Raw genomic sequence first — 25592 nt, forward strand, 5'->3', positions numbered from 1 at the left:
AAGCTGAAGCAGGCTGAAAACCAAGCGCTAACCAAAAGGCAAAAAAGGGCAGCCAGCGAAGACTACCCTTTTTGAATATATTACCAAGCTTAAACAGAGGAGCTGGTCCTATGTATCCAGGAAACTACGAAGCTGACGTGAACGACTTGGGTGCTTCAGCTTACGAAGTGCTTTCGCCTCAATCTGGCGAATACGCTCACGCGTTACCGAGAACTGCTGACCAACTTCTTCTAGTGTGTGATCTGTATTCATACCAATACCAAAACGCATCCGAAGAACACGTTCTTCACGCGGTGTAAGGGATGCAAGCACACGGGTCGTTGTTTCACGAAGGTTAGACTGAATCGCCGCATCAACAGGCAGGATCGCATTCTTATCTTCAATGAAATCACCAAGATGGCTATCTTCCTCGTCACCAATCGGTGTTTCAAGAGAGATAGGTTCTTTCGCAATCTTCATAACCTTACGCACTTTTTCAAGTGGCATGGATAGACGTTCAGCAAGCTCTTCCGGTGTCGCTTCACGGCCAATTTCATGCAACATCTGACGACCAGTACGAACAAGCTTGTTGATCGTTTCAATCATATGCACAGGAATACGGATTGTACGCGCCTGATCTGCGATAGAACGGGTGATCGCCTGCCTGATCCACCATGTAGCGTATGTAGAGAACTTATAACCACGGCGATATTCAAACTTATCCACCGCCTTCATCAAACCGATGTTACCTTCCTGAATAAGGTCAAGGAACTGAAGGCCGCGGTTGGTGTATTTCTTCGCGATAGAGATCACAAGACGGAGGTTAGCCTCCACCATTTCTTTCTTCGCGATACGGGCTTCTTTTTCACCCTTCTGCACTGTACGCACAATAGTGCGGAATTCACTCACATGCAGGCCTGCACGTGTCATGATTTCTTCCACTTGATCACGGATGTTTTTAATTGCAACGCCTTCAGCTTCAACAAACGCTGCCCAGCCTTTGCCTTTCAGCTTGCTAACGCGGTCACCCCAACCATCTTCAAGTTCATTGCCTTGGTATTCTTGAAGGAAAGCAATACGGCTTACTTTATGGCGTTCAGCAAGACGAAGTAGACGACCGGAAAGGCTCATAAGGCGATTATTAAGGCCGTATAGCTCATCAACCAGTTCTTCGATACGGAAGTTATTGAATTTGATAGAACGAACAAGCTCAACAAGCTCATCATTCAATTTTTTATAACGGCGTTCTTGTGATGTGCTGAGGTCTTCACCAGTCAGTGATAGCTGGAAACGCTGTGTTTGCAGTTTCACATACTTTTTGTATGCAGCCGTGATCAGCTTGAACTTTTCAACAGCTTCAGGTGTGAGATGCTCTTCCATTGCAGAAAGCGACATTGCCGCTTCTTCATCTTCTTCATCGCTGTCACGCGGACCAGTTGGTGCAGCTGGCTTTTCTTCGCCGTCATCTTCACCTTCTTCGCCTTCAGCGTTTTCATCTTCTTCTGGCTCTTCCTCTTCTTCGGAAGAAGTACCATCCGCCATTACATCGCCAGCGTTTTCATCTTCAAGCTCATTTGCACTGGGCTGCTTACCCAGTGTTGCCTCAAGATCAATAATATCACGAAGCAGCATTTCTTCGTTTTCATGCGCTTCTGCCCACATCACAATAGCCTGGAATGTAAGCGGGCTTGCACAAAGCCCTTCAATCATTGTCGCGCGACCTGCTTCAATCCGTTTCGCGATAGCGATTTCGCCTTCGCGGGAGAGCAGTTCTACAGATCCCATTTCACGCAGATACATGCGCACAGGATCATCCGTGCGGTCACCAGCTTCTTTCTTATCTGATGCTTTGAATTCTTCTTTGCCTTCTTCTGGCTCTTCAGCCTCAGGCTCTTCTGTTTCAGCTTCCTGCTCTTCGCCGTCTGTTACATTAATACCCATCTCGGAGAGCATGGTCATAATGTCTTCGATTTTCTCAGACGACATTTCTTCAGTGGGCAATGCAGCGTTCAGCTCATCATATGAGATGTAGCCACGCTCTTTTGCCTTTGCGATCATCTTTTTTACAGCTGCTTCCGTGGAATCGCCCATCGGTGTTGCACCTGCCTCATCGCGGCCAGCAGCTTTATCTTCTTGTTGATTCGCAGTAGTTGCCATGTAAATTTTCTCCAGATCTGCGTGCGACTCGCAGTCTATACCATATTTATAAAAAGAAAACCGTCCTGATTCGTATTAAACAAACGAAATACGCCCAGATTCTAGACGATATCCTTCTTTATCAACTTCTTTATCTTCCAGTGCCCGATATGCTTCTTGCGCAGCAACAAACCGTGCATGGTTTTCTTCTGTCATATCAGCTGCATACTCTGCCTCAGCTTGTCTATAGGCATCGCGCGCAGCCGTAACATATTGAAAACGCTTATAAACGTGCTCAAAACCTGTCAGCGCATCAGCAAGTGCAGCTTCTGGCCAAGCGAACCAATCGTCCTTCAGCGTTTCATCTCGAGTTAAAGTGCCCAATGAATTTGTCAGCCCTCTTTCGTGAAGGTAGGTCTTAACTGCCTCACGTTCAAGGGGAACATCATCGTTTACCTGTTCGATTAAGGCATCGCGTATAGCGTCTAGCCCCGGCACTGTAAACCGCAGAGTCGCAACATGCTCTTCATGCTTCACTAAAATCTCTGGATGATTCACCAATGTCAGCATCATGACACGCTCAAGGCGTTCACAAATTGCACTTTCGCCGCGACTTCTTCCTATGCTTGTTGATGCGATTCCACCTTGGCTAGAAGAGCTACTCGAAGTCGATTGAAATGGATTATAAGGCCTATTATCACGTTTATCGTTGTAACCTTGAGTATATGATACGAAATGCGAAGCCGAAGTACCTTTACCGCCTTTTTTGTTGGGACTATACGCCTGTCCAGCCTTAGCTGCTTTGTAGCCACGCACATAAGAATCGAAGAAAAGTGAATTGAAAGACCCCTGATAAAACTTCTTTACACCTTCATCTTGAATTTCTGACAACTTCCCAAATATCCGCTTTTTTAAACCAGCTTTTCTCTCGGGTGTCGAAGCATCAATATTTTGAGTAAGAGAATTCCAAAGCATTTCAGACATTGGCGCAGCTTTGTCTATTAATCTTTCGATAGCCTCTTTGCCTTCACGCTGCACCAATGTGTCAGGATCATCGCCTTCAGGCATCATGATAAAGCGAAGTGATTTTCCCGGCTTTAAAAGCGGTAGCGCGCGTTCAAGCGCCCTGTTCGCTGCCCTTATCCCTGCGTTATCGCCATCAAACGATAGGATTGGCTCATCCGCCATATGCCAAAGATGACCGATTTGATCTTCAGTTAGAGCTGTACCAAGCGGCGCTACTGCATATTTCACACCGAACTGATCAAGGGCAATAACATCCATATAGCCTTCAACCACCATCACCTGCCCAGCATCATAGCTGGCAGCACGTGCATTCGCCCAATTATAGAGCGTTGCACCTTTATGGAAGAGCGTGGTTTCAGGGCTGTTCAAATATTTGGCTTTTGCATCTTTACTAAGCGCACGACCACCAAAGGCAATCGTTTGCCCCTTACGGTCAGTGATTGGGAACATCAAACGGTCCCGGAATCGGTCATAACTTGGTCTGCCATCATCCGGCTTGATGAGCATACCAGTTTCAATAAGCTGATCTTCACCAATACCGCGCGCGAGCATCGCTTCCTTGAGTGCAGACCGATTATTTGGTGCGTAACCAAGCGCGAATCGCTTCAACGTTTCATCTGTTAAGCCGCGCCCTTTGATATAATCAAACGCGCTGCGACCGATTTGGCCAACCAATTGCGCCTGATACCAACTGGAAACCGCATCCATCACTTCATAAAGCGTAGCACGCTTTTTCTCTCGCTCCTGCTGCTCTCGCGACTGTTTCGGCACTTCCATACCAGCCTCAGCAGCCAGCATTTCAATGGTCTCAGGGAAAGTAAGCCCCTGTGTGTTCATTACAAAATCAAAAACGCTACCGTGAGCCCCACAACCGAAGCAGTGATAAAACTCTTTCTGGTCATTCACGGTGAAAGACGGCGTTTTCTCATTGTGGAATGGGCAAAGGCCGTGGTGTTCCCGCCCGCGCAGCACAAGTTTTACTTGCCGTCCAACAACATCGGACAGGGTAAAACGCTGTTTAAGCTCTTCAAGAAATTGTGGACTGAAGGCCATTAGATATCCCAAAAAAGGGAGCCCCTCGAAAAACGCTCCCTAATACAAGTGTTACACTTCTAATGATATCCCAAATAGCGGCAAAATAAAGCCCTTATTAGGTATATTAACTCAGCATGCCATCAACTTATTAGTTACATGTCTGATCAAAGCAACAAGTAATATACCTACCTAAATTATAAGATAAGGTTCCATCTGGCGTTCCATTTCGGCAAACTCTTCCACCAGCCAGCTTTCAAACAAACGAGCTTTTTCCGGCTTATCTTCCTGTGCATGCACAATGTAATAGCCATATGGCGTATCAAGCGGCTTGCCGCGTACACATTTAAACTGCCCTGCGAAGATAGCATTAGAAGCAATTGCATAAGGCACAAGCGCAATCCCAGCCCCCGCGGCAGCGGCCTGAATAAGCAAACCTGAATGGCTATAGCGCCCTGCAATTTTCACTTTCGCAATATCAACACCGTTTAGATCAAACCAACTGGCCCATGCATCTTTGGTCTGGTGCTCGAGGAGAGAAAAGCTGTGTGCAATCTCCTTAGTAATATCCTTGGCCTCACTCAAGCTAGGCGCATAAATGGGAGCAAACATTTCTTTAAGCAGTACATTTGAATAACGCCCAACCCGCACGGCGATATCATATCCTTCCGCGCGAATATCCTGCGGTCTGTCATCCACATTGAGAATCACATCAATTTCCGGGTGGCGCGCATTGAATTTAGATAATCTTGGAATCAACCAATTGATAGCAAACGATTGATAGGTGGTAAGCCTGAGTACATTAGGCTCATCCCGTTTGCTCTGCTGATTGATGGTTTCTTCAATCCCTTCGAACGCCTCGCGCACACTATCCGCCAGCGCCCGCCCCTCCGGCGTTAAGGCAACTTCCCGAGGTTTTCGCACAAACAGGTTCAATCCAGTTTCTTCTTCCAGAAGCTTCACCTGCTGGCTCACAGCAGATTGTGTGCGACCAAGTTCCTTAGCCGCTAACGTTAAACTGCCGTGCCGTGCCGCGGCATCAAACGCCATCAACCCCGAAAGACTGCGTAATTTAAAAGCCATTCGCTTTAAGCCTTAATTTATCTAAGTCTTAGTCTTCATATTACGAATTTGTATATTTGGTCAAATCTCATCATATCTCTTGTAGAAATGAAAGGATATAATGATGAAAAACAACGATACACAACAGCTAAGCTTTCTTGAAAGGCTCACTGTATTGCTGGTACCCGCTGATGAAATTGCCTTAACTGAATTAAGGAAAGGATTTTCAAAGCCATCCCGAAGGCCGGAAAAATCAAAATCATACTTCCCTAAAACAGCAAAACATCTGGGTCATGTATGATCAGCATAAAAAAATAGGGTGAAGCCACGCTCGCAGCTTCACCCTATTAATAATGTATATATAAGCGCTTAAATTAGCTCAGCATACCCTTGATGGTAACGCTTGCTTTCGCGAAATCCATCTGGCCCGCGTATTTTGCCTTTAGCGCCCCCATGCAGCGGCCAATATCCTTAAGGCCTTCCGCACCAATTTCATCAATCACAGCTTTTGCAGCATCAGTGATTTCATCATCACTCATCTGCTTTGGCAGGAATTCCTGAATAATACTGATTTCTTCGCGCTCGCGCTCAGCAAGCTCACAGCGTCCGGCTTCTTCATAAGCCTTGATGCTGTCATTGCGCTGTTTCACCATCTTAGAGAGGATATCAGTGATGAGTGCATCATCCTCTTCAGGTGTACGGTCTTCTGAGCGCAGCTCAATATCTTTTTCTTTAACGGCCGCCAGAATCAGACGAACAGTAGTGAGCTTACATTTTTCCTTTGCAAGCATCGCCGCTTTCATTGCTTTAGTGAGATCTTCTCGTAACATATCCTTGTACCCCGGTCTACGAGTCGGAAGCCACCATACTATCGCAGAGCCCAAAAATTAGCAATTTATTAAAATTTGCTAAGTTATTGATTTTAAAGGAAAAATTATAATATTTTTCCCTTGACCCCAAGTCCCTGTTTGATTATTGTCCCGTCAATTTGGCCGCAGCCAATATACCTATTAAGGTGTGTTTATCTAGCGGCTAATCCCTTGATATGCAAGGGACGACATTGTGACACTCTGGTGAAAGAAGGCCTGACCATGACCGACTCTGATCTGTACTCACCTCCAGCGGATGATATTTCTGCTGTTCTCGTTCTTTCTGATGGAACTATTTTTTGGGGGTATGGATTTGGCCGAGAAGGCGATACCGTCGGCGAAGTTTGTTTCAACACTTCCATTACTGGATATCAGGAAATTCTAACCGATCCATCTTACGCGGGCCAGATCATCACTTTCACCTTCCCACACATTGGTAATGTGGGCACTAATATAGAAGACATTGAAACGCGCACTCCGGCAGCACGCGGTCTTGTTATTAGAGAAGAGATTACAGACCCATCAAGTTTCCGCGCTGAACACCATCTTGCAGATTGGGCAGAGACAAACGGCCTTGTCGGCATCTGCGGGATCGATACCAGAAAGCTAACACGCTATATCCGCGAAAACGGTGCACCAAACGGTGTTATTGCTTATAGTAAAGACGGCACGTTCGACATTCCTGCGCTAATCAAGCAAGCGAAAGAATGGCCAGGCCTTGAAGGTATGGATCTGGCGAAAGATGTAACACGCGAAAGCAATGAAAGCTGGGACGGCACCCGCTGGGACCTGAAATCAGGCTACAGCGTTCTTGAAAACCCAAAAGCACACGTTGTTGCGGTTGATTACGGCGCGAAAGATAACATCCTTCGCTGCCTATCAGCCACTGGAGCGAAGGTTACTGTGGTACCAGCCGAAACCAGCTTTGATGATATCATGAGCCATAACCCGGACGGTATTTTCCTATCGAACGGCCCGGGTGATCCGGCCGCGACGGGTGAATATGCCCTACCGGTTATTCACAAGCTTATTGAAACAGGCCTGCCAATCTTTGGTATCTGCCTTGGGCACCAGCTACTTGCCCTCGCGTTCGGCGGCAAGACATACAAAATGCACCAAGGGCACCGCGGCGCAAACCACCCGGTCCAGGACCTGCGCACAATGAAAGTGGAAATCACGTCAATGAACCACGGCTTTAGCGTGGATGGTGATAGCCTGCCGGAAGATGTCAAAATCAGCCACATCTCACTGTTTGATAAAACAGTGTGTGGTATCGAACATACCAAGAAGCCAATCTTCAGTGTTCAGCAACACCCAGAGGCATCGCCCGGGCCGCAGGACAGCTTCTATTTGTTCGAACAATTTATGAATATGATTGAGAATCATAAAGCCGCATAGTTTTTGCGGCTTTTTATTGGTCCTCAGCACAAATAACAGATGTAACAGACGCCAGAAAAACGGATAACACAACATGCCAAAAAGAACCGATATTGAAAGCATCCTGATTATTGGCGCCGGTCCTATTGTGATCGGTCAGGCTTGCGAATTTGATTATTCCGGAACACAGGCTTGTAAAGCCCTCCGAGAAGAAGGTTACCGCGTTATTCTGGTGAACAGTAACCCTGCCACCATCATGACAGACCCGGAACTGGCGGACGCCACATATGTGGAGCCAATCACGCCCGAGGTTGTTGAGAAAATCATCGCCAAGGAAAAGCCGGATGCCATCCTGCCAACTATGGGCGGGCAAACAGGCCTGAACACAGCACTGGCGCTTTCTGAACAGGGCATTCTTAAGAAATACGGCGTTCAGCTGATCGGCGCTGATGAAGATGCAATCGACAAGGCTGAAAACCGTAAACGCTTTAATGCTGCGATGGAAAAAATCGGTCTGGAAGTATGTCGCGGCCGTACAGCAAACACCCTTGAAGAAGCCCTTGAAACCCTCGAATGGACAGGCCTCCCAGCTATTATCCGCCCAAGCTTTACCATGGGTGGCACAGGTGGCGGTGTTGCCTATAATAAAGAAGAATTCATCGAAATCGTTACCAAAGGCCTGGATGCTTCTCCAACCACAGAAGTACTTGTAGAAGAAAGCATCCTTGGCTGGAAAGAATATGAGATGGAAGTGGTGCGCGACAAGTCGGACAACTGCATTATCGTATGTTCCATCGAAAACGTTGATCCAATGGGTATTCATACAGGCGACAGTATTACTGTAGCCCCTGCCCTTACGCTTACGGATAAAGAATATCAGATCATGCGGAACGCTTCGATCGCAGTTCTTCGTGAAATCGGCGTGGAAACAGGCGGTTCGAACGTACAGTTCGCTGTGAACCCGAAGAACGGCCGCTTGATTGTTATCGAGATGAACCCGCGCGTGAGCCGCTCTTCTGCTCTGGCATCCAAGGCAACCGGCTTCCCGATCGCAAAAATCGCTGCCAAGCTTGCAGTTGGGTACACACTTGATGAACTTCTGAATGATATCACGGGCGTTACACCAGCTTCGTTTGAGCCAACAATCGATTATGTAGTAACCAAAATCCCGCGTTTCACTTTCGAGAAGTTTGAAGGCACAAGCCCAACCCTATCCACCGCAATGAAATCTGTTGGTGAAGCAATGGCCGTGGGCCGTAGCTTCGCAGAAAGCCTTCAGAAGGCTATGCGTTCTATGGAAACGGGCCTCGAAGGCTTGGATGAAATCACGTTCGAAGATTATGATCCAGCATCTGGTGATTTCCAGCCAATTCTGAACGATCTGGCAGTACCGAAATATAACCGAATTCTCCGCATTGTTCAGGCAATCCGTGAAGGCGTATCCCTTGAAGATATCCACCGTGTTTCACACTTTGATCCGTGGTTCCTTCAGCAGTTTGAATGCGTTGTAAACTCTGAAAAATCAGTTTCAGAGAACGGCATTCCAGCTGATGAACGCTCGCTACGCAAACTTAAAATGCTTGGTTTCTCTGATGTACGCCTAGCCCAGCTTGCAGGCGTTACACCAGCAGCTGTTATGGATGCACGCCACGAAAAAGGCGTACGCCCAAGCTTTAAGCGCATTGATACATGCGCCGCTGAGTTTGATGCGAAAACACCTTATATGTATTCAAGCTACGAAACATTTGCAGCAGGCCAGCCTGCCGAATGTGAAGCAAACCCATCAGACCGCGAAAAAGTGGTTATCCTTGGTGGCGGCCCTAACCGTATCGGCCAAGGCATTGAATTTGATTACTGCTGCTGTCATGCATGTTTCTCGCTCTCTGACGCAGGCTATGAAACCATCATGATCAACTGTAATCCTGAAACGGTTTCAACAGATTATGACACCTCTGACCGCTTGTATTTCGAGCCGCTAACCGCAGAAGATGTGATTGAGATTATCCGCCGCGAGCAGGAAAACGGCACAGTTAAAGGTGTGATCGTACAGTTTGGTGGCCAAACACCGCTTAAACTATCTCACGCCCTTGAAGCAGCAGGCATTCCAATCCTAGGCACAAGCCCGGATGCGATTGACCTTGCGGAAGACCGCGAACGTTTCCAGGAATTAGTTGAACAACTTGGCCTTAAGCAGCCAAACAATGGCCTTGCTCGCAGCCACGAAGAGGCTGTTCAGGTTGCAGAACGTGTTGGCTATCCGGTTCTTATCCGCCCAAGTTATGTCCTTGGCGGCCGTGCGATGGAAATCGTACATGACCGTGAAGGCCTTGACCGCTATATTGCTGAAGCCGTGCAGGTTTCAGGTGACAGCCCAGTACTAATCGATAGCTTCCTTAAGGATGCCATCGAGGTAGATGTTGATACGCTATCTGACGGTGAAAACATTCATGTTGCTGGCATCATGGAGCATATTGAAGAAGCAGGCATTCACTCAGGCGACAGTGCTTGTTCCTTGCCGCCATACAGCTTGCCTGTTGGCCTTGTGAACGAAGTAAAGCGCCAATCTCGCGCACTCGCCCGCGCTCTTAACGTGGTTGGTTTGATGAATGTTCAGTTCGCGGTGAAAGACGATGAAGTTTACCTGATTGAGGTAAACCCACGCGCAAGCCGTACCGTGCCATTTGTTGCAAAAGCTGTAGGCAGCCCAATCGCAGCCCTTGCCGCTCGTGCAATGGCTGGTGAAAAACTAACAGACTTTGATCTGGTTGATCCAATCACTGAGCATGTTGCGGTGAAAGAAGTGGTGATCCCTTGGGCACGCTTCCCGGGCGTTGATGTACTGCTTGGCCCAGAGATGAAATCTACTGGCGAGGTGATGGGGATCGATAAAACCTTCTCTATGGCTTTCTATAAATCCCAGTTGGCTGCTGGCGTGAAGCTACCTGAAGAAGGCAAAGTTTTCATCTCTGTTAAAGACAGTGATAAATATGCGCTTGTACCGATGGTACGTAATCTTCTCGATATGGGTTACGGTGTTATCGCCACATCAGGTACGGCTGATTACCTTGCGGCCAACAATCTTGAAGTAGAACGCGTTTACAAAGTGAACGAAGGCGCACGCCCACATGTTCTAGACATCATGAAAGATGGCGACGTACAGCTTATGTTCAACACAACTGAAGGCAAGCAAGCTATTCAGGATAGTTATGAACTGCGGAACACAGCACTTACGATGAAGCTTCCATACTTCACAACCATTGCCGCTTCCCGCGCTGCGGTTAAGTCGTTGAAAGCACTAAAAGCTGGTGCACTGGATGTGAAGAAGATTCAGGATTACGACTAAGGAATCAGCAGAGAATCGGCTTAGGCTTGATTTTTTGCAATTTCTTTACTACATAATGACAGAACAGTGCGCCGGCTCTTTTGAGTCGGCGCTCGTATTTTGTAAAGGCTGGAGCATCATTTGCTCTGCCGGATGTGAAAATAGAAAAGTCGGACGGGACACATGAACGATAAAGTGCCCATGCTTGCAGAAGGCCACGCTAAACTGGAAGCAGAACTAAAAAATTTAAAATCCGTTGAGCGCCCAAATGTTGTTGCGGCAATTGAAGAAGCACGCGCACACGGTGATCTTTCAGAAAACGCTGAATATCACGCCGCGAAAGAACAGCAAGGCCATATTGAAGGCCGCATTCAAGAACTTGAAGGCAAGCTTTCTCGCGCTGATGTAATTGATCCTAAAGCACTTGCTGGTGACCGTATTGTTTTTGGCGCAACGGTAACGCTTATTGATGAAGACGATGCAACGGTTATTTACCAGATTGTTGGCGAGGAAGAAGGCGATGTTAAAGCTGGTCGTATTTCTTACCAGTCCCCAATCGCTCGTGCTCTAATCGGTCGTCGCCTTGGCGATGAAGTAGAAGTGAAAACACCGGGCGGTGATCGCTACTACGACGTTGAAAAGATCGATTTTGTATAGCTAATTCTATATCTGAAGATATGAAAAGCCTGCTTATTTTGAGTAGGCTTTTTTGTTAACACATTCCGAAATCTCAGTTTTATTTACCAAGCCACTTTCCTGAGTTATATATTAAGTTGAGAGAGGCACGGAAACATCACATGCACAGAGCTACTCTTTACATCATTCTGTTCTGGTCAATACTGCATGTAATGGCTTCCTCAAGTACTGCGGAAGAATCTCAGAACAAGCCGCTATCTATTATTACAATTGATCTTTCCTCCAGTCTGGAACGTGCAAATACGCCCTTTGGCGCACAAGGCCTTATCGCTGAACGCATTGAAAGAGGTGCCAGCACTTGCGGCCTAAGTGCTAATGTTATTTTTGCCCCATCTTGGAACCGGGCTTATACCATAGCGGTTGATGGCCGAGTGGATGCCATCGTGCCAGCCCACAAAACGGCTGAACGTGAAGAAATATTCGATTTTGCAAAATTCCCGTTACGGGAAACTCAAATGAACATCTTCACTGACGAACATATGCACTCTACGCAAATCAGCGGCCTCAAAGACCTGGACGGTAAGCGTGTCGGTATTTTGCTGGGTGCAATGCTTGAAGCTAGATTTGATGCTTATGTCAGATCAGGTGGCCCAGTAAAATCGGAGCAAAATAGCTATGCTTCGCTTGTAGAAAACCTATCCCGACACAAACTGGATTACATCGCGGGCTCAACACCTGTTATTGAGCAGGAAATTAAAAATCAGGGGCTGTCGAAAATCAAAGCCGTTACCCCTCGCTTAGGTGTAGAGAATGTTTACCTCGCCCTATCCAAAAATCGAAAAAATTATAGAGACCTAGCGAGCACCAAGATCAATTGTTTGATGAACTATAACTTCCTTGGCAAAGCCAAATAAACTTACCTGTTTAAAACTTTCCATGCCGCCCTTCGCCTGATGCAAACCGCTTGGCGCCCGCCACAGTTTCTCCCGCATCAATAACTGAAAGCCCTCGTTTAAATTCATTTTGCATTGCTTCTTCTTCGGTAAGTGACCACTGTTCCAGCACTGAAAGCCTATCATTTCTCATGCAAGCCTGCGGAAACGCTGCGATTTGTTGAGCAAGCTTAATAGCCACTTCCAGAGATTTTCCTGGCTCAGCCACCCGGTTAACAAGGCCAATATGCTCGGCTTCATCAGCACCAACAGGCCTTCCTGTTAAGATCAAATCCATGGATCGAGATTGCCCGATAAGGCGCGGCAAACGAATGGTTCCCATATCAATCAAAGACACACCAAAGCGCCGACAGAAAATTCCCATTACGGCATCAGACGCCATCACCCGGAGATCACACCATAACGCGAGCTCCATACCGCCCGCTACCGCATGCCCTTCAATCGCGGCAATAACTGGCTTGGACAATTGAAGCCTCGAAGCTCCCATCGGCCCCAGATCCCCTCCCATTTGAAGTGGGTTTTTACTTCCTTCCAAAAGCGCTTTAAGATCAGCCCCAGCACAAAAATAACCATCCTCACCGGTTAGGACTGCAACAGAAAACTTTTCATCTCCATCAAAATTTTTGAATGCCTGATAAAGAGCTTCCGCGGTTTCACCATCAACAGCGTTCCGGCGCTCCGCCCTGTTTATACGAACGATCAGAATATCATCTTGAATTTCTGTACTTACTGATGTCTCTGTCACTTAAACCTCCCCATAGCTTTACACTTTATCAGGTAAGGCAGAGCACCCCGTGGTCAAGAACTCAGTGGAGTATAAAAAAGGCCCGGTAAAAATACCGAGCCTTGTAAATCTTATTTGCAAGCTTTTAGCTTACTTCAGGAAGCGGAACACCCGGTGCATGCTTTGATGTGCGAATAGTAAGAGATGTTTTCACACTCGCCACATTTGGTGCAGGAGTAAGTTCACTTGTCAGGAATTCCTGGAATGCAGCGAGATCAGCAGCAACGATTTTAAGAATAAAATCAATTTCACCGTTAAGCATGTAGCATTCACGAACCATTGGCCAGTTTTTCACATGCTCTTCAAATGCTTGTAGATCGCTTTCCGCCTGGCTATGCAGCCCAACCATTGCAAAAACAGTTAAGCCAAATTGTAGCTTATCCTGATCAAGGTTTGCGTGATAGCCGTGGATGTAACCTTCCTCTTCAAGCGCGCGAACGCGGCGCAAGCAAGGCGGCGCTGTAATTCCTACACGCTCAGCCAGTTCAACATTCGTAATTCGGCCTTCTGATTGCAGGCACGATAGAATTTTACGGTCAACAGCATCTAGTTTGACACGCCCCATTAGGGAAACTCCTTAAAAACTGAATAATTGCCAAGTATCTTACATAAGCAATTCTGGGAAATAAAGTTCCAAATGCGGATAATTTTATTTCTAAGTGTAATCATTACTAGCATCCGCCGCTGAAATAAGTACAATGAAACTATTGGGTGATTCGGGAGTTATGTTGCCCAAGGAATATGGTTCGGGAAGCGCAAGTCTTTCCGAATTTTGTGTGAATCGGGTGTTTATTTGGGTGGGGAGTGAGCTGTGGCCAGCGCTTCTGCGTTTGACATGAATGCATTAGACAGCAGGATTCGTGAGCTTGTGGCATATGCCCGAGAGCGCGATGGTGAAGATCGCTCCATTCTTTTCCGTAACTTGATTGATTTGTTCCTTACTGGCAAAGCCCCGAAAATTACTCCAACACGCTCCCAGCTTCTTGATGTTATTGAAGCGCTAATCCCGCATGTAGATTCTGATAATCGCCGTACAGCTGCTGATTTGATCGCTGGCATGTCAAACCCGCCGTTTGATCTGGCAATTCGCCTGTGCCGCGACCGCGCAAGCCTTGTCTCTAATCTTCTTAAATCGCTCCCGATGGATGAAGAAGAAGTGATTGAGCTTATCAGTCAAACAGGCCGGGAACATCACCAGATTATTGCCACTCGGAACGATTTATCCGCTAATGTATGGATTGCACTGGCTCGTGCTGCACCCGCAGCTCCGCCTTTTGACAATCAATCCACATTGGCTCTGTGGAGTGATGATTTAGGCATTACGCGCACAGCGGCACAGTCTTCAGGAACAGTAACACCATTTCCTGAGCATAAGACCCGGCAATCCAGCCTCCGTATTTTGAAAACCGATGAAGATTTGATTGCTGAGCGCTCACGCGAAATGCAACAGGAAACTGAATTCCCTGATCAGGATGATATGCACAGTGTTCCTGCAAGCGAGCCAGAAACAGAAATGTTTGCTGATGAGCAGCCAACGATGATAGCCGACGACCAGCGATCACCTGCTGAAACGCAGACATCTAAAGTCAAAGCCGCTAAAGACCCGAGCCCGGGTGGTTGGTCTTGGATCAGTGATCGGGACGGCTTTGTTGTTAGCATCTCTCCCTTCGCGACAGCCATTTTCGGTGAAGGGTACGCAAGCGGTGACACCAGTATTCTTGATCTTCTAGGCTTAAACGAAAAACTCGGCCATCCGGTAGCGCGCGCTTTCCAGCGCCGCAGCGCTATTCATGATGCCCCCGTAACTATTCAATTCCTTGAAGATGCGCATCAAAACTGGACAATGGAAGCCACACCAGTATTCAGCCAGTGTGGCGGTATTTTTGAAGGATATGAAGGCAGCCTGGCGCCTGTCCTCCCTGCAAAAGGCGACGATACAGTTTTCCCAAGCGAAACAGATGCAAACGCCCTATTTCTTGATGAAGTTGTTAATAACAGTGATCTTTTCCCGAAAGATCATATAGCCGCTCCGCCACAGCGTGAGCGTAAACGTACACCAGCAGCCTTTACGGAAGAGCCGTCTGTACTTGCTGATTATGATGATGCGCCGATTAACCCAAGCGAGATGAAGCGCCCAAGTGCGGAAACTCTGGCCAGGGCGACAATTAATACAACCACTCAGGCACCGGTGACGGAACCTTCCAAGCCTAAAAGCCCTATTGATTCAGCTGCGGCAGCAATTGAAAGCCTGCTTGCAGATGAGGTTGCGCCTGCCTTCACACAAGCGAAAGAACCGCAGGATAAGTCACTTCCGGATTCTGTGGAATGGGATCCACCCATTGATAAAGCAAGCGCCGATAAAGAAACCCTGCTTTCCACTGTTCATATGTTGGAAGAAAGCCTTAAACGTCTAAGCGATATCTGTTCAAAAGATGATAATCCACAGGCAAAGCTTCAGTGTGAAATAGCAAGTGCCTGCATGCGCACGCTGCGTGACCAGCTTAATAAATAAAATAACTACATCCCCTTAAAACAGCCTGTCCGGACACGCTTAAGCCTTTCTGGGGACATGTTTTTTCTCAAGCCATACACAGAATTGATTGTATAATGCTCTCTCATTGATCACCCCTGTTACCCACAGGAAATGAGAAGTTCGTATGACTAAAAACAGCAACCAAACCCCCAAGAAAACCGAGTTTCTGGAAGTTCGTCTTCCTCATGAAAACAAACAGGCCTTTATGAAAGCCTGTAAAGAAAACGGTGCAACAGCCAGTGGTGTTTTGAGAGAAGCAATCACGCTGTATTTAGAAAGCGGGCAGCTCACTCCTGAAGAAAAACCAAACAGGAGATTGATAATGTTAGCAACAGGATTTATCGCAGGTGCTATTACAGTTGGGGGAATATTCGGCCTTGCCAACATAGTAGAGCAGGAACAAAGCCCTCTTATTGAGCCATTTTTCGCCATTCTTGATGCCAATAGTAACGGGCAAATATCTTTAAATGAATATTTGGCTACGGTTCAGCCAGCGGTGCGCTCTCAGAAATACAAACATATCGTTGGCGGGTATCTGTTTCAATTCCCGGAATTTGATAAGTTAATTGATGAAAGAATGATCTCGGAAGATGAGCGTAAAGGCCCAGGCTGTAATATTCTGGAGCTGGCAACAGCACAGCAAACAGTGCTGTTCAACACGCTGGATACCGATCAGAACAACATGTTATCCAAAGAAGAATTTGGAAAATCTCCCACCATTCCTAACGCAGTCGATCTCAAAACTGAATTCAGCTATCTCGATAAAAATGCAGACAGAATAATATCAACCTCGGAGTTTAAAGCAGCACTGCAAGAGATAAGAAAAGATGATTTCTTTCATTCGCAAACTCTTCTTTACTCTTTCAATTATGCGGCTACCTGCTGGCACCCGGATGCTACAGAAGAGGCAACCGTTCATTTAGCCAAAACAAATGGCCTTATAGAATGGACAGAAAACGACAATGAAATCAAACAGCTGTTTATGGTGACAGATAAAAACAACGATAAATCAATCACCTATCAGGAATACCTGAATTATTTCATACCGAACGAATAATTTCTGTAAGCTTTTTTATTGTCCTGAGACTGTAAAGGTAACCGCGTAGAAAAAATGCATAAGCAGCGCGTTAATAAAGATTGAGGAATTACACTATGGCACTTCGGCTAACACTAAAAAAAGCAGCGGCAGCAGCCCTTGCACCGGCCCTTTTTGCGACAGCGGCCTTCTTTGCAAACCCAGTACAAGCCGAAGATGGTCCAGCACTGTGGAAGCTTTCTGATGAAGACAGCAATATCTATCTATTTGGCACAGTGCATCTTCTCAAGCCTGATACAGTTTGGCGCTCAGATAAAGTAACAACGGCCTTTAAAGGTTCTGAAACTGTCTATTTCGAAGCAGCTGTTGAAGAAACACCTCAGTCGGAAATGATGGCTATTATACAACCATATGCGCTTAACCCAGCTGGCGTAACATTCAGCAACCGCTTTAGCCCGGAAGATTTCAGTAAAATTAAGGAACTCTCTGGTGGATTAGGGATTCCAGAAGCTGCGCTCAAGCAATTTGATCCATATCGTCCTTGGATTATAGGACTTAACCTCACTGTACAGAACTATGTACAAAATGGTTTCAATCCAGAATCAGGTGTCGACAAACTACTATTTAAGGAAGCTAAAGCGGCATCTAAAGATGTAAAATATCTAGAATCTGTTGAAACCCAGATCAAAATATTCGGCACCTTAAGTTCTGAAAACGAAAACGCCTATTTTATTGAAATGCTGGAACAGCTTGGCGAAAGCTCAACGCTTCTCAACAATCTTGTAACCAATTGGGCTTCTGGAAAACCAGAAGAAGTAGGCGCGCTTATGAATGAAGCGATGCAAGCAACACCTGCTTTGGCGAAAGTTGCTCTTTATGACCGTAATGAAAACTGGGCGGAGCAAATCGATGAACTGATGAAGGGTTCAGGTGATATCTTTATTGCTGTAGGCGCAGGTCACCTTGCAGGGAAGAACTCAGTGCAAGAGCTTCTAGAAGCAAAAGGCCATAAGGTAGTTCGTCAATAACACTGGCAAACTTCAGATACTAAAAAAGGCGGGGCAAATGCTCCGCCTTTTTTATTCAATATTAAGCTTCTGGGGAAAGCTTATTCAGCGCCGTTCAGGCCAGCTTGTGCTGTTTGTGTTGCGCTTGGGCGTGTCCATGTAACGTTCTTACATTTTGAACCGCGGCATGTGCCAACTTTCAGCGTATCTTCAGCGAAGCGAAGCTTGCCTTTTTTACCTTTTTTACCGTTCAGGCTTACTTTGCCTTGTGTCCAGCGATCACCACTTTTGTTACCGTCTACACGGAAACCAGTTAGAACGCGATCACCTACAGCAACATTGGCGCCGTTTGCTGTCCAAACAACATCACCACAAAGACGTGCGTGAGAATTTGTGCAAGGGCCAACTTTCACAATCGCGTCGCCAGCTTTGTTCAGCCAGAAGCCTTCAACTTCGTAAGCATCAAGCGCTGTTGCAGACGCTGTGCCCGCGATTAGCGCGCCAGCAGCAATAAGGGACTGCGCAGCCTTGCGGCTGAAAAACGTGTTAAGGCCAGAACGAAAAGCAGCCGAAATACCGCGCAGTGGTAGGAACTCTTGGGAAGGTGCATATGAAGACATAACGTCTCTCCTCGTGTCTCGTAATACTCTCGAACAGATTTTATTCATGAGTTAGATAAAGCGTTGCGGCTTATCTAGGGGCAGAATGCACAGGTGTGAAGCGTTTTATCTTATCAATTCTGAAAATAGGCAGCTTTTAAAGAAATCAGCGACTGTTTTTAACAATCGGCAAGCGCTTTTTTGCGGAATTCACTAGGGGTCATTCCCGCGCGTTCCTTGAAGGCCCGGTTGAAAGGCCCAAGGGAGCCGTACCCTAAATCCATCGCCACCGTAAGCACTGGTACGTGCCGATCTTTTATCACGGCCAAGCGGTCTTTCGCAGCTTCAATACGGTGATAATTCAGGTAATCAGCAAAGTTACGAAAATCCAGATGCTCATTAATCAATCGGCGCAGACGGTGCTCAGGCATACTAGCCATATCCGCCAGCCTGCTGATGGTAAGCCCTGCTTCAAGAAGCACACCTTCGGTCACAAGTGTATCCAGAGTTTCGAGATCATGGCGGTCGGCAGAAAGTGGGCGTCTTGGCTTCGCGGGCACCGGGCTTGTCTCTGGTTCACCAAATAGCCAGTTACCGTCAATGCCCCCTACATGCCACATCATATATATAACCACAGCCATAATAGAAGCCGATTGCCCCAGCAGCAAAATAGCGCCCGTACTGTGGCCAAAGCCCAAAAGCCATTTTTCAGTGATAACAATACCAAAGGAAATAAACGCAGATGCCATTACGAAGGTTTCGCGGAATTTACGGCGCGCTTCTACCAGATCATCATCCTTACCCTTCCATGCGCTATAGAGCATATGGAACGACATAGCCACTTTCATCAAAAGTGCCGCCCAACTAATAATGGTTGAAAGCCAATGCACCCCGCGGAGCTCTGCATGAAGCTTGGTCGGGGAAATAAGCGGCGGCTGATCAAGAAAAGTCCAGTAAAGGGCATACTGAATAAGGCAAAGAGCTGCGAAAATGCCCACCACAATATAGTGGAACCGTTTCAGTTTGAAATCATCCTCAAACATGGAAAGGCTGAAAAGCCAAAGCGCCGTTGGCCCGAACAAACAAACAGCTAATATTGGCAACATCCAGAAGCCAATGGTTTCACCGAGCCCTGGTATGGAAGATGCCAAATAGGAAGATGTGGTAATACAGCAAAAAGCGGAAAGCTTGGCTGATATACGGTTACGGGCATCGCGCAGCACCAAGGCTGCTGTCATCAAACAGCATGCAATCGCCCCAAACCGGAGAAAGTTATCTAACAGCTCAAGCACTGTCACGCTTAGGGCCCCTTTATTCCCTTACCACACAGCATTTCACCATATGGGCTATATGATGAATTCTTTAAAGGTTAAATATATAAATAGTTGAAATTCATTAATTTAATGGCTTAACAAATGTGAACAAAAAACAGAATAGCACAAAAAGCCGCATCTATCAGCAGCCCTTCATGCTATCGCTATTCTAATTTCAAATACTGGTTATTCGGCAGGCAAATGAACAGGTTCAGCTGTTCCTTGTGGGTTTGCGCGTGTTGCACCCGGGGTTTTCGTTACGCGAGCGATATAATCCGGGTGCTCCGTTCCGCAGATACGGTCCCACCAAGTGAAATAGAGCCCAAAATTATAGTTTCCGTTCGCATGGTGCATATCATGGTGGGTCACCAAGTTTAACCATCCAAGGATAGGATGGGTAGCCCAAGAACGCGGGAACAGTTCATATCCTGAATGACCCATAGCGTTTCTGATAATCATATGGATAAGGAATACCCCAATCACACCGTGATGAAGCGGCACAAATAAAAGGAACAGCGGCACAAACAGTGCGTGGGATGCGGCTTCAAATATATCAAACCTGTATGCTGTCCAGGGTGTTGGGTTCATGGATTTATGGTGTTCACCGTGGATATATTTCATCACACCGCGCATATGCATGGCCCTGTGTGTCCAGTAAAAATAGGCATCATGCGCCACAATCATAAAGAGGATGGAGAAAATATAATAAACAGTGCCGTATTCTTCCATATCCGGGTAATAGCGCATCACACCGCTTTCAATGCCCCAAAAGGTAAGGAAGCCAACAAAGCCGTATATCAGCACTGTGCGCATTGATGTGAGGAATTCGATCACCATCTGGCGTGTCCGCGGTATTTTCTTTCTAATCTTAAGCGGAGCGAACTGTTTATTAAACAGCACCCACACAATCAGATAAACACCACCAGCGGCTAAAAAGTAACGAGTAAAATCGAATGTAAACCCGCGCCACAAACGCTCAAGAACCCAGATTAATGTATCCATCTTTATTATTTCCTCATAACCGAACTGTCGAACTCGGGACTATGGAAACTATGAAGGATTACGGGCTTTCTGGCTGTCTGGTTTTGAAAACGAACACTGATTTTTCAAAATCGGCGAGTTTTATTCAGTTTCAGCAAGCGCTTGTTTTCTATATTCCGTAGGCGTTTGCCCCGTACGTTCCTTGAACGCACGATTGAAAGGCCCCAATGAGCCGTAGCCGAGATCCATCGCAATCACCAACACCTGTGTGTGCCGTGCTTCTGCATCCGCAAGCCGTTTCTTGGCGGCATCAATCCGGTAGTGATTGAGGAAATCTGCAAAATTACGATAGCCCATATGTTGATTGATCAACCGGCGCAGACGGTGCTCTGGCAATTTGGCATCTTGCGCCAGTTTGGCAATGGTAAGGCCCGCTTCCAGATACCCCTCTTCTTCCACAACAAGCTTATTGATAGTCTTAAGATCAAGTTTATCGCTGGCATTGGCGGTTTTCTCTGCTGCCTTCTTTTCGCTCACTGTAACAGTTTTTGCGTCCAACAAACCTTTCCGTGGGGCCACTGCAAACCATGCAATGGTGCTCGCGAGCGCCGCAAATGAGGCTGACTGCCAAAGATGCAGTGCTGCCGTTGGCACATCCGGTCGGTAAATTACCTCAATAAAGAAAATCACGGCAGAAACACCTGTTACCAGCACAATATAAACGGAACGGAATTTCCTGCGGTTCTCTAACAGATCCTCTGCCCAGCCCTGCCATGCGATATAAATTGCATGAACCAAAAGCCCTACCCGTGATAGCCCATGGATAACAAGAAGCGGCCCTAATACACCCCAAACATCATTCCCGAACTCATATTCAAGAACTCTTGAAAGAAGCAGATACCCGGCAGACACCAGAACATGATAGCGGTTTAGTTTGAAATGATCCTGAAACAGGGAAAGGCTGAACAGCCACACCACAATCGGCCCCATATAACAAAAGGGCTCAATAACCAGCATCAGATAACCGATATCCCCTTTATCCACCGCGCTAGAACAAATAAGATAAGCGGCTCCGGATATAGCAGAAGCAAAACCAAGCAAGCCTGTTTGCGTGCGGCCATAGTTCCTGACCACAATGGCACCCAGAAAAAAGAAAAGCCCAATAGCCCAGAAACGGAACAGATTGTCGTAGAACTCAAGCACCCACAGCCTCGCATTTTATATTGTTGATGAAACTATAAATCTGCTTTTCTGAAACTCCCAAGAGAAAACTTGACAAGCGAAAGTTTAGAGCGCAGGGTTAATTTATCACACCGTTGATTACACTATATATTAATCGAAAAATGCGATTACAGTAATCGCTTTAAAGCACATTGATTTTACCCCCAAAAAGCATAAAGTATGCGCGAGCGAGCGAAGCCATATTGCTGTCATAGCGCTGTGGTAATTGCTCGATATTCAGTTTGTACATTTACTTCAATTCTATAGGAGGCCCACATGGCTGTTCTTGCAGGTAAACCAGCTCCAGATTTCACCGCCGCTGCTGTTATGGCAGACGGTAGCATTAACGAATCTTTCAACCTAAAAGAATACATCGGCGACGATTACGGCCTCGTATTCTTCTACCCGCTTGATTTCACATTCGTATGTCCTTCTGAAATTCTTGCGTTCCACAACCGCATGAACAAGTTCAAAGAGCTTGGTGTAAAGGTTGTTGCTGTTTCTGTTGATAGCGAGCACACACACGCTGCATGGCGCAACACACCAACTTCTGAAGGTGGCCTAGGCCCAGTTGATTTCCCAATGGTTGCTGACAAAACAAAGCAAATCGCACGTGATTTTGACGTTCTTATCGAAGAAGAAGGCATCAGCCTTCGTGGTACATTCCTAATCGGTAAAGACGGCATGGTTTGGCACCAGTATGTTAACTTCCTGCCACTAGGCCGTAACGTAGACGAGTTCGTACGTCTTGTTGAAGCGCTTCAGTTCCACGAAGAGCACGGCGAAGTTTGCCCAGCTGGCTGGAACAAAGGCGACGAAGGCATGAAAGCTGACGCTGCTGGCGTTGCTGAATACCTCGGTAAAAACGCTGAGAAGCTCTAAGCTTCCTTACCAGATTTATCTGAACAGAAAGGCCTCGGGAAACCGGGGCCTTTTTTTATACATACTCTTCACTAGATTCTCATCTAGTGAAGAGTATGTATGACTCTAGGAGAACCAATCTATCAGTTATCAAAATGCTCACCATATTAAACAACCAAATATGGGAAAATCATAATTATAGTTAATCAACACTACTAGTGCCCAACCAAATCCCAAGCGGCTGGTGGTGTTGTGACAGGTTTTGAAAGATCAAACTCAACCATGAAATCCCGGTTCGGGCGGGTGAGGCGGTATGAAAATTTACCGTTTTTAATAGCAATGTGCCACACATTGGTAACAGAACGCTCAAGCCCGTTTTCTTTGAACATCGCAATGCTTTCAGCATCTACCGGGAAGGCAATTTCATCATCTCCCACAGCACCATCACCTTTACGGCTATCGCCCCCATACATGGTAACCGTATCTGAATGGCCATTTTCGTGGCGGTGATCATGCTTAAGGCGCATACCATCTTCTGTGCGGCTTATAATCCAAACCCTTGAATGGTTATCATCCACATGAAGAGGCACTTTAATCTCTTTATCAGAGCATTCACGCACATGCATGATAATCGTGGCTTTGCGCCATGCATCATCCTGCTCACCGCGCGCGACTTCACCTTTAAAGGCTTTCCCACAATTTGCTTTCAGTGTTTCAAACACGCCCTCTGCCTGCGCTGGCGCTGCAAATCCGGCTAGTAACATACCTGATAAAACAAGGTTTTTCATAATTTCTCCCCTTTTAAGCGGCAGCTTAGAAAGCCATTCGCGAAATAGCAAGAAACCCTTTACCTGAGCAAAATTCAGACTATTGTCATTTCGGGGAATAACGGAGAGCCTATGATGCAAAAACGGAAACTACCTATTATCACAGCTATTTTTGTGGTGCTGGCGCTTTCATTTCTCGTTTTTTGTTTCTGGATACAGCCCCCTCATGCAAGCAAAGAAACACTCTTTGTGGGCGGTACAATTGTCACCATGGATGATAAAAATCCAACCGCAGAAGCTGTACTCGTTAGAAACGGCAGAATTATCTCAGCCACCACAGAAGCCGCTGCCCGCGCACTGGCAACGGATGATGTGGAGGTAGTTGATCTTAACGGCCAAACCATGCTGCCCGGCTTTATTGAGCCCCACACGCACCCAATGTCTGCTGCTACACTGGGGGCCGTTACCGATGTATCTGGTTTCACGAATAAAAACCGCGCTGAGGTGATAGAAAGCCTAAAAGCAGGGGTTGCGGAGGGCGGTAACAACGGTTGGGTGGTTGCCTACGGCTGGGATCCTGTGATGTTGCCTGATCTCCACGTGCCGACCCTTGAAGAACTGGACGCTCTTTCCCCCGATATGCCGATGGTGATCCTCACGCAGATGATGCATGATGCCTATGCAAATTCGCTCGCGCTTGAAGCTGCTGGCATCACAAAGGATACAGAAGCGCCCCAAGGCTCCGAGTTTATGAAAGATAAAAACGGTGAACTTACAGGCACCGTACGCGAAGTGGGCGCGATTGGTGTTCTGATGAACGCTATCCCAAAACCACCTGAAGGTGCTTATAAGTACCTTCTCGCGACACAGTTTCCCAAGTATGCTCAGGCTGGCTACACTACGCTGGGGGCCATGGGTATTGTTATTCAAAGTGATGATCCGCTAGGTGATTATCAAGCAGTTACACGAATGGATAATGCGCCTGTTCGTTCCGTTATTTATGCCTTACCAAACCAGCTACCAGAAACAAGCAAACCTGATGATAATTCGGAACAAGGCGGAGTGATTGGTGTAAAATTCTGGATGGATGGTTCTCCCTTCGCGGGAGGGGCAGCTTTTCAAGAACCCTATGAAAACACTGAATTGGTCAAAGAACGCCTGCATCTTGGCCATAACCACCTGGCTGCGCTGAATTATGATCAGGATAACTTTGAAGCTCTCTTCCAAAAATATCATGATCAAGGATATCAGGTAGCTGTTCACGTGCAGGGCGAACGCGCTGTGAAGCGTGTTCTTGATGCTGCTGAAACTGCACTCAAGGTTAATCCTCGCGTTGACCACCGCCACCGGCTTGAACACGGTGCCCTTATTTCCAAAGAGCAATTAGAGCGCGCTCATTCTCTGGGTATGACCACAAGTTTCTTTGTGGATCATGTGTATTTCTATGGTCACGCTTTAGGTGATTTAGTAGGCCAAGAGCGTGTTAACCGTTACATGCCTTTGAAAACTGCATTAAACACGGGGCAAAAAGTCTCTGTGCATACAGACAACCCCGCTAGCCCCATTGGTTCACTAAGGGTAATGCGCACAGCACGCCAGCGGCTGAGCCGCACCGGAAGTCAGCCTATGGCAACACCTGAAGCCCTCAGCCCTGAAGAAGCTCTGAAAGCAATGACAATAGATGCTGCATGGCAGTTAGGCCTTGAACATGAGACTGGCTCTATCACGGCGGGGAAATCTGCTGATTTTGTTATTCTTTCCGATAACCCACTTACCACCAGAGATGCTGATCTGGAAAATATCAAGATCACTCAAACATGGCTGCGCGGTCAACCAACAGAGTGGCGGCTCTTTAACCAGAATTCTTTTAAGGCTGCGGTGAATATTATCTGGAATATGCTTTAACCATTCTTTGCTTTCACTCAACCTGAAATTCCACTCAAATCAGAACCAGCAGGCGTTCTGTAAATATCCGTTTTAGAGGTTTAGGCCATTACCCGGATACTAATAAATTTTACGAAAGTTTATTTAAATTCTAAATAGATACGTCAATTCTTAGAACTTTGTAGCTGTCATAAAAAATAAATATGAAAAACCC

General features: G+C 46.7%; 20 protein-coding genes. 9 read left to right on the forward strand and 11 right to left on the reverse strand.

Annotated elements, in window-relative coordinates:
* Positions 1 to 108 precede the first annotated feature (108 nt).
* The 4 genes from rpoD to MF542_RS00300 all read right to left on the reverse strand — a co-directional run bounded on the left by rpoD (position 109) and on the right by MF542_RS00300 (position 6065).
* The gene (gene rpoD, locus MF542_RS00285; RefSeq protein WP_281501473.1) at positions 109 to 2136 is read right to left on the reverse strand and encodes an RNA polymerase sigma factor RpoD; all 2028 of its coding nucleotides are present in this window, start codon (positions 2134 to 2136) and stop codon (positions 109 to 111) included.
* 75 nt (positions 2137 to 2211) lie between these two features.
* The gene (gene dnaG / locus MF542_RS00290) at positions 2212 to 4194 is read right to left on the reverse strand and encodes a DNA primase (RefSeq protein ID WP_247014734.1); all 1983 of its coding nucleotides are present in this window, start codon (positions 4192 to 4194) and stop codon (positions 2212 to 2214) included.
* A gap of 171 nt (positions 4195 to 4365) precedes the next feature.
* Positions 4366 to 5256 carry a LysR substrate-binding domain-containing protein gene (locus tag MF542_RS00295; RefSeq protein WP_247014736.1) on the reverse strand — a complete coding sequence of 297 codons (891 nt, stop codon included), beginning with the start codon at positions 5254 to 5256 and terminating at the stop codon, positions 4366 to 4368.
* A 353-nt stretch (positions 5257 to 5609) separates the two neighbouring features.
* Positions 5610 to 6065: a GatB/YqeY domain-containing protein gene (locus tag MF542_RS00300; protein WP_247014737.1), complete on the reverse strand. Its 456-nt coding sequence runs from the start codon at positions 6063 to 6065 to the stop codon at positions 5610 to 5612.
* Between the two features lie 261 nt (positions 6066 to 6326).
* On the opposite strand from MF542_RS00300, the gene carA reads away from it, so the two are divergent.
* From carA to MF542_RS00320, 4 genes are all read left to right on the forward strand, one after another.
* Entirely contained in the window at positions 6327 to 7502 is a 1176-nt protein-coding gene (gene carA / locus MF542_RS00305; RefSeq protein WP_247014739.1) for a glutamine-hydrolyzing carbamoyl-phosphate synthase small subunit, read from the forward strand.
* A gap of 73 nt (positions 7503 to 7575) precedes the next feature.
* Positions 7576 to 10824: a carbamoyl-phosphate synthase large subunit gene (gene carB / locus MF542_RS00310; protein ID WP_247014742.1), complete on the forward strand. Its 3249-nt coding sequence runs from the start codon at positions 7576 to 7578 to the stop codon at positions 10822 to 10824.
* A 162-nt stretch (positions 10825 to 10986) separates the two neighbouring features.
* Positions 10987 to 11460, forward strand: coding sequence for a transcription elongation factor GreA (greA, locus tag MF542_RS00315; protein WP_247014744.1), 474 nt, complete (start codon positions 10987 to 10989; stop codon positions 11458 to 11460).
* Between the two features lie 140 nt (positions 11461 to 11600).
* Entirely contained in the window at positions 11601 to 12353 is a 753-nt protein-coding gene (locus MF542_RS00320; protein WP_247014746.1) for a substrate-binding periplasmic protein, read from the forward strand.
* 10 nt (positions 12354 to 12363) lie between these two features.
* Here the strand turns inward: MF542_RS00320 and MF542_RS00325 are convergent, their stop codons facing one another.
* Both MF542_RS00325 and MF542_RS00330 read right to left on the reverse strand, forming a co-directional pair.
* Positions 12364 to 13137 carry a crotonase/enoyl-CoA hydratase family protein gene (locus MF542_RS00325; RefSeq protein ID WP_247014748.1) on the reverse strand — a complete coding sequence of 258 codons (774 nt, stop codon included), beginning with the start codon at positions 13135 to 13137 and terminating at the stop codon, positions 12364 to 12366.
* Positions 13138 to 13261: 124 nt separating this feature from the next.
* Complete coding sequence (locus MF542_RS00330) at positions 13262 to 13741, reverse strand: Lrp/AsnC family transcriptional regulator (protein ID WP_247014750.1); 480 nt, start codon at positions 13739 to 13741, stop codon at positions 13262 to 13264.
* 246 nt (positions 13742 to 13987) lie between these two features.
* On the opposite strand from MF542_RS00330, the gene MF542_RS00335 reads away from it, so the two are divergent.
* From MF542_RS00335 to MF542_RS00345, 3 genes are all read left to right on the forward strand, one after another.
* Complete coding sequence (locus tag MF542_RS00335) at positions 13988 to 15688, forward strand: hypothetical protein (RefSeq protein ID WP_247014752.1); 1701 nt, start codon at positions 13988 to 13990, stop codon at positions 15686 to 15688.
* A gap of 145 nt (positions 15689 to 15833) precedes the next feature.
* A complete protein-coding gene (locus MF542_RS00340) occupies positions 15834 to 16766 on the forward strand; it encodes an EF-hand domain-containing protein (protein WP_247014754.1) in 933 nt (310 codons plus the stop codon).
* Positions 16767 to 16861: 95 nt separating this feature from the next.
* Positions 16862 to 17773 (forward strand): TraB/GumN family protein, encoded by a 912-nt coding sequence (locus MF542_RS00345; protein ID WP_247014756.1) that lies wholly within the window; start codon positions 16862 to 16864, stop codon positions 17771 to 17773.
* Between the two features lie 80 nt (positions 17774 to 17853).
* On the opposite strand, the gene MF542_RS00350 is transcribed toward MF542_RS00345, so the two are convergent.
* The 4 genes from MF542_RS00350 to MF542_RS00365 form a co-directional block, all read right to left on the reverse strand.
* Positions 17854 to 18372: a DUF2147 domain-containing protein gene (locus MF542_RS00350; protein WP_247014758.1), complete on the reverse strand. Its 519-nt coding sequence runs from the start codon at positions 18370 to 18372 to the stop codon at positions 17854 to 17856.
* Between the two features lie 158 nt (positions 18373 to 18530).
* Positions 18531 to 19649: a helix-turn-helix domain-containing protein gene (locus MF542_RS17735; protein ID WP_247014760.1), complete on the reverse strand. Its 1119-nt coding sequence runs from the start codon at positions 19647 to 19649 to the stop codon at positions 18531 to 18533.
* A gap of 201 nt (positions 19650 to 19850) precedes the next feature.
* The gene (locus MF542_RS00360; RefSeq protein ID WP_247014762.1) at positions 19851 to 20666 is read right to left on the reverse strand and encodes a sterol desaturase family protein; all 816 of its coding nucleotides are present in this window, start codon (positions 20664 to 20666) and stop codon (positions 19851 to 19853) included.
* 120 nt (positions 20667 to 20786) lie between these two features.
* Positions 20787 to 21848 carry a helix-turn-helix domain-containing protein gene (locus MF542_RS00365; RefSeq protein ID WP_247014764.1) on the reverse strand — a complete coding sequence of 354 codons (1062 nt, stop codon included), beginning with the start codon at positions 21846 to 21848 and terminating at the stop codon, positions 20787 to 20789.
* Positions 21849 to 22142: 294 nt separating this feature from the next.
* Between MF542_RS00365 and MF542_RS00370 the strand changes: the two genes are divergently transcribed.
* Positions 22143 to 22748 (forward strand): peroxiredoxin, encoded by a 606-nt coding sequence (locus MF542_RS00370; protein ID WP_247014766.1) that lies wholly within the window; start codon positions 22143 to 22145, stop codon positions 22746 to 22748.
* Between the two features lie 194 nt (positions 22749 to 22942).
* On the opposite strand, the gene MF542_RS00375 is transcribed toward MF542_RS00370, so the two are convergent.
* Positions 22943 to 23515 (reverse strand): hypothetical protein, encoded by a 573-nt coding sequence (locus MF542_RS00375; RefSeq protein WP_247014768.1) that lies wholly within the window; start codon positions 23513 to 23515, stop codon positions 22943 to 22945.
* Positions 23516 to 23626: 111 nt separating this feature from the next.
* On the opposite strand from MF542_RS00375, the gene MF542_RS00380 reads away from it, so the two are divergent.
* Positions 23627 to 25399 (forward strand): amidohydrolase, encoded by a 1773-nt coding sequence (locus MF542_RS00380; protein ID WP_247014770.1) that lies wholly within the window; start codon positions 23627 to 23629, stop codon positions 25397 to 25399.
* Positions 25400 to 25592 lie beyond the last annotated feature (193 nt).

Origin of the sequence: Kordiimonas laminariae (genome assembly GCF_023008165.1) — a bacterium.
In the GTDB taxonomy this organism is placed as follows: domain Bacteria; phylum Pseudomonadota; class Alphaproteobacteria; order Sphingomonadales; family Kordiimonadaceae; genus Kordiimonas; species Kordiimonas laminariae.

Excerpts from the sequence above, each read along its gene's own strand:
- greA (WP_247014744.1), top strand. The coding sequence starts at position 10,987 with ATGAACGATAAAGTGCCCATGCTTGCAGAAGGCCACGCTAAACTGGAA.
- MF542_RS00295 (WP_247014736.1), bottom strand. The coding sequence starts at position 5,256 with ATGGCTTTTAAATTACGCAGTCTTTCGGGGTTGATGGCGTTTGATGCC.
- MF542_RS00370 (WP_247014766.1), top strand. The coding sequence starts at position 22,143 with ATGGCTGTTCTTGCAGGTAAACCAGCTCCAGATTTCACCGCCGCTGCT.
- MF542_RS00380 (WP_247014770.1), top strand. The coding sequence starts at position 23,627 with ATGATGCAAAAACGGAAACTACCTATTATCACAGCTATTTTTGTGGTG.
- dnaG (WP_247014734.1), bottom strand. The coding sequence starts at position 4,194 with ATGGCCTTCAGTCCACAATTTCTTGAAGAGCTTAAACAGCGTTTTACC.
- MF542_RS00340 (WP_247014754.1), top strand. The coding sequence starts at position 15,834 with ATGACTAAAAACAGCAACCAAACCCCCAAGAAAACCGAGTTTCTGGAA.
- MF542_RS00320 (WP_247014746.1), top strand. The coding sequence starts at position 11,601 with ATGCACAGAGCTACTCTTTACATCATTCTGTTCTGGTCAATACTGCAT.
- rpoD (WP_281501473.1), bottom strand. The coding sequence starts at position 2,136 with ATGGCAACTACTGCGAATCAACAAGAAGATAAAGCTGCTGGCCGCGAT.
- carB (WP_247014742.1), top strand. The coding sequence starts at position 7,576 with ATGCCAAAAAGAACCGATATTGAAAGCATCCTGATTATTGGCGCCGGT.
- carA (WP_247014739.1), top strand. The coding sequence starts at position 6,327 with ATGACCGACTCTGATCTGTACTCACCTCCAGCGGATGATATTTCTGCT.
- MF542_RS00375 (WP_247014768.1), bottom strand. The coding sequence starts at position 23,515 with ATGAAAAACCTTGTTTTATCAGGTATGTTACTAGCCGGATTTGCAGCG.
- MF542_RS00350 (WP_247014758.1), bottom strand. The coding sequence starts at position 18,372 with ATGTCTTCATATGCACCTTCCCAAGAGTTCCTACCACTGCGCGGTATT.
- MF542_RS00330 (WP_247014750.1), bottom strand. The coding sequence starts at position 13,741 with ATGGGGCGTGTCAAACTAGATGCTGTTGACCGTAAAATTCTATCGTGC.
- MF542_RS00300 (WP_247014737.1), bottom strand. The coding sequence starts at position 6,065 with ATGTTACGAGAAGATCTCACTAAAGCAATGAAAGCGGCGATGCTTGCA.
- MF542_RS00345 (WP_247014756.1), top strand. The coding sequence starts at position 16,862 with ATGGCACTTCGGCTAACACTAAAAAAAGCAGCGGCAGCAGCCCTTGCA.
- MF542_RS00360 (WP_247014762.1), bottom strand. The coding sequence starts at position 20,666 with ATGGATACATTAATCTGGGTTCTTGAGCGTTTGTGGCGCGGGTTTACA.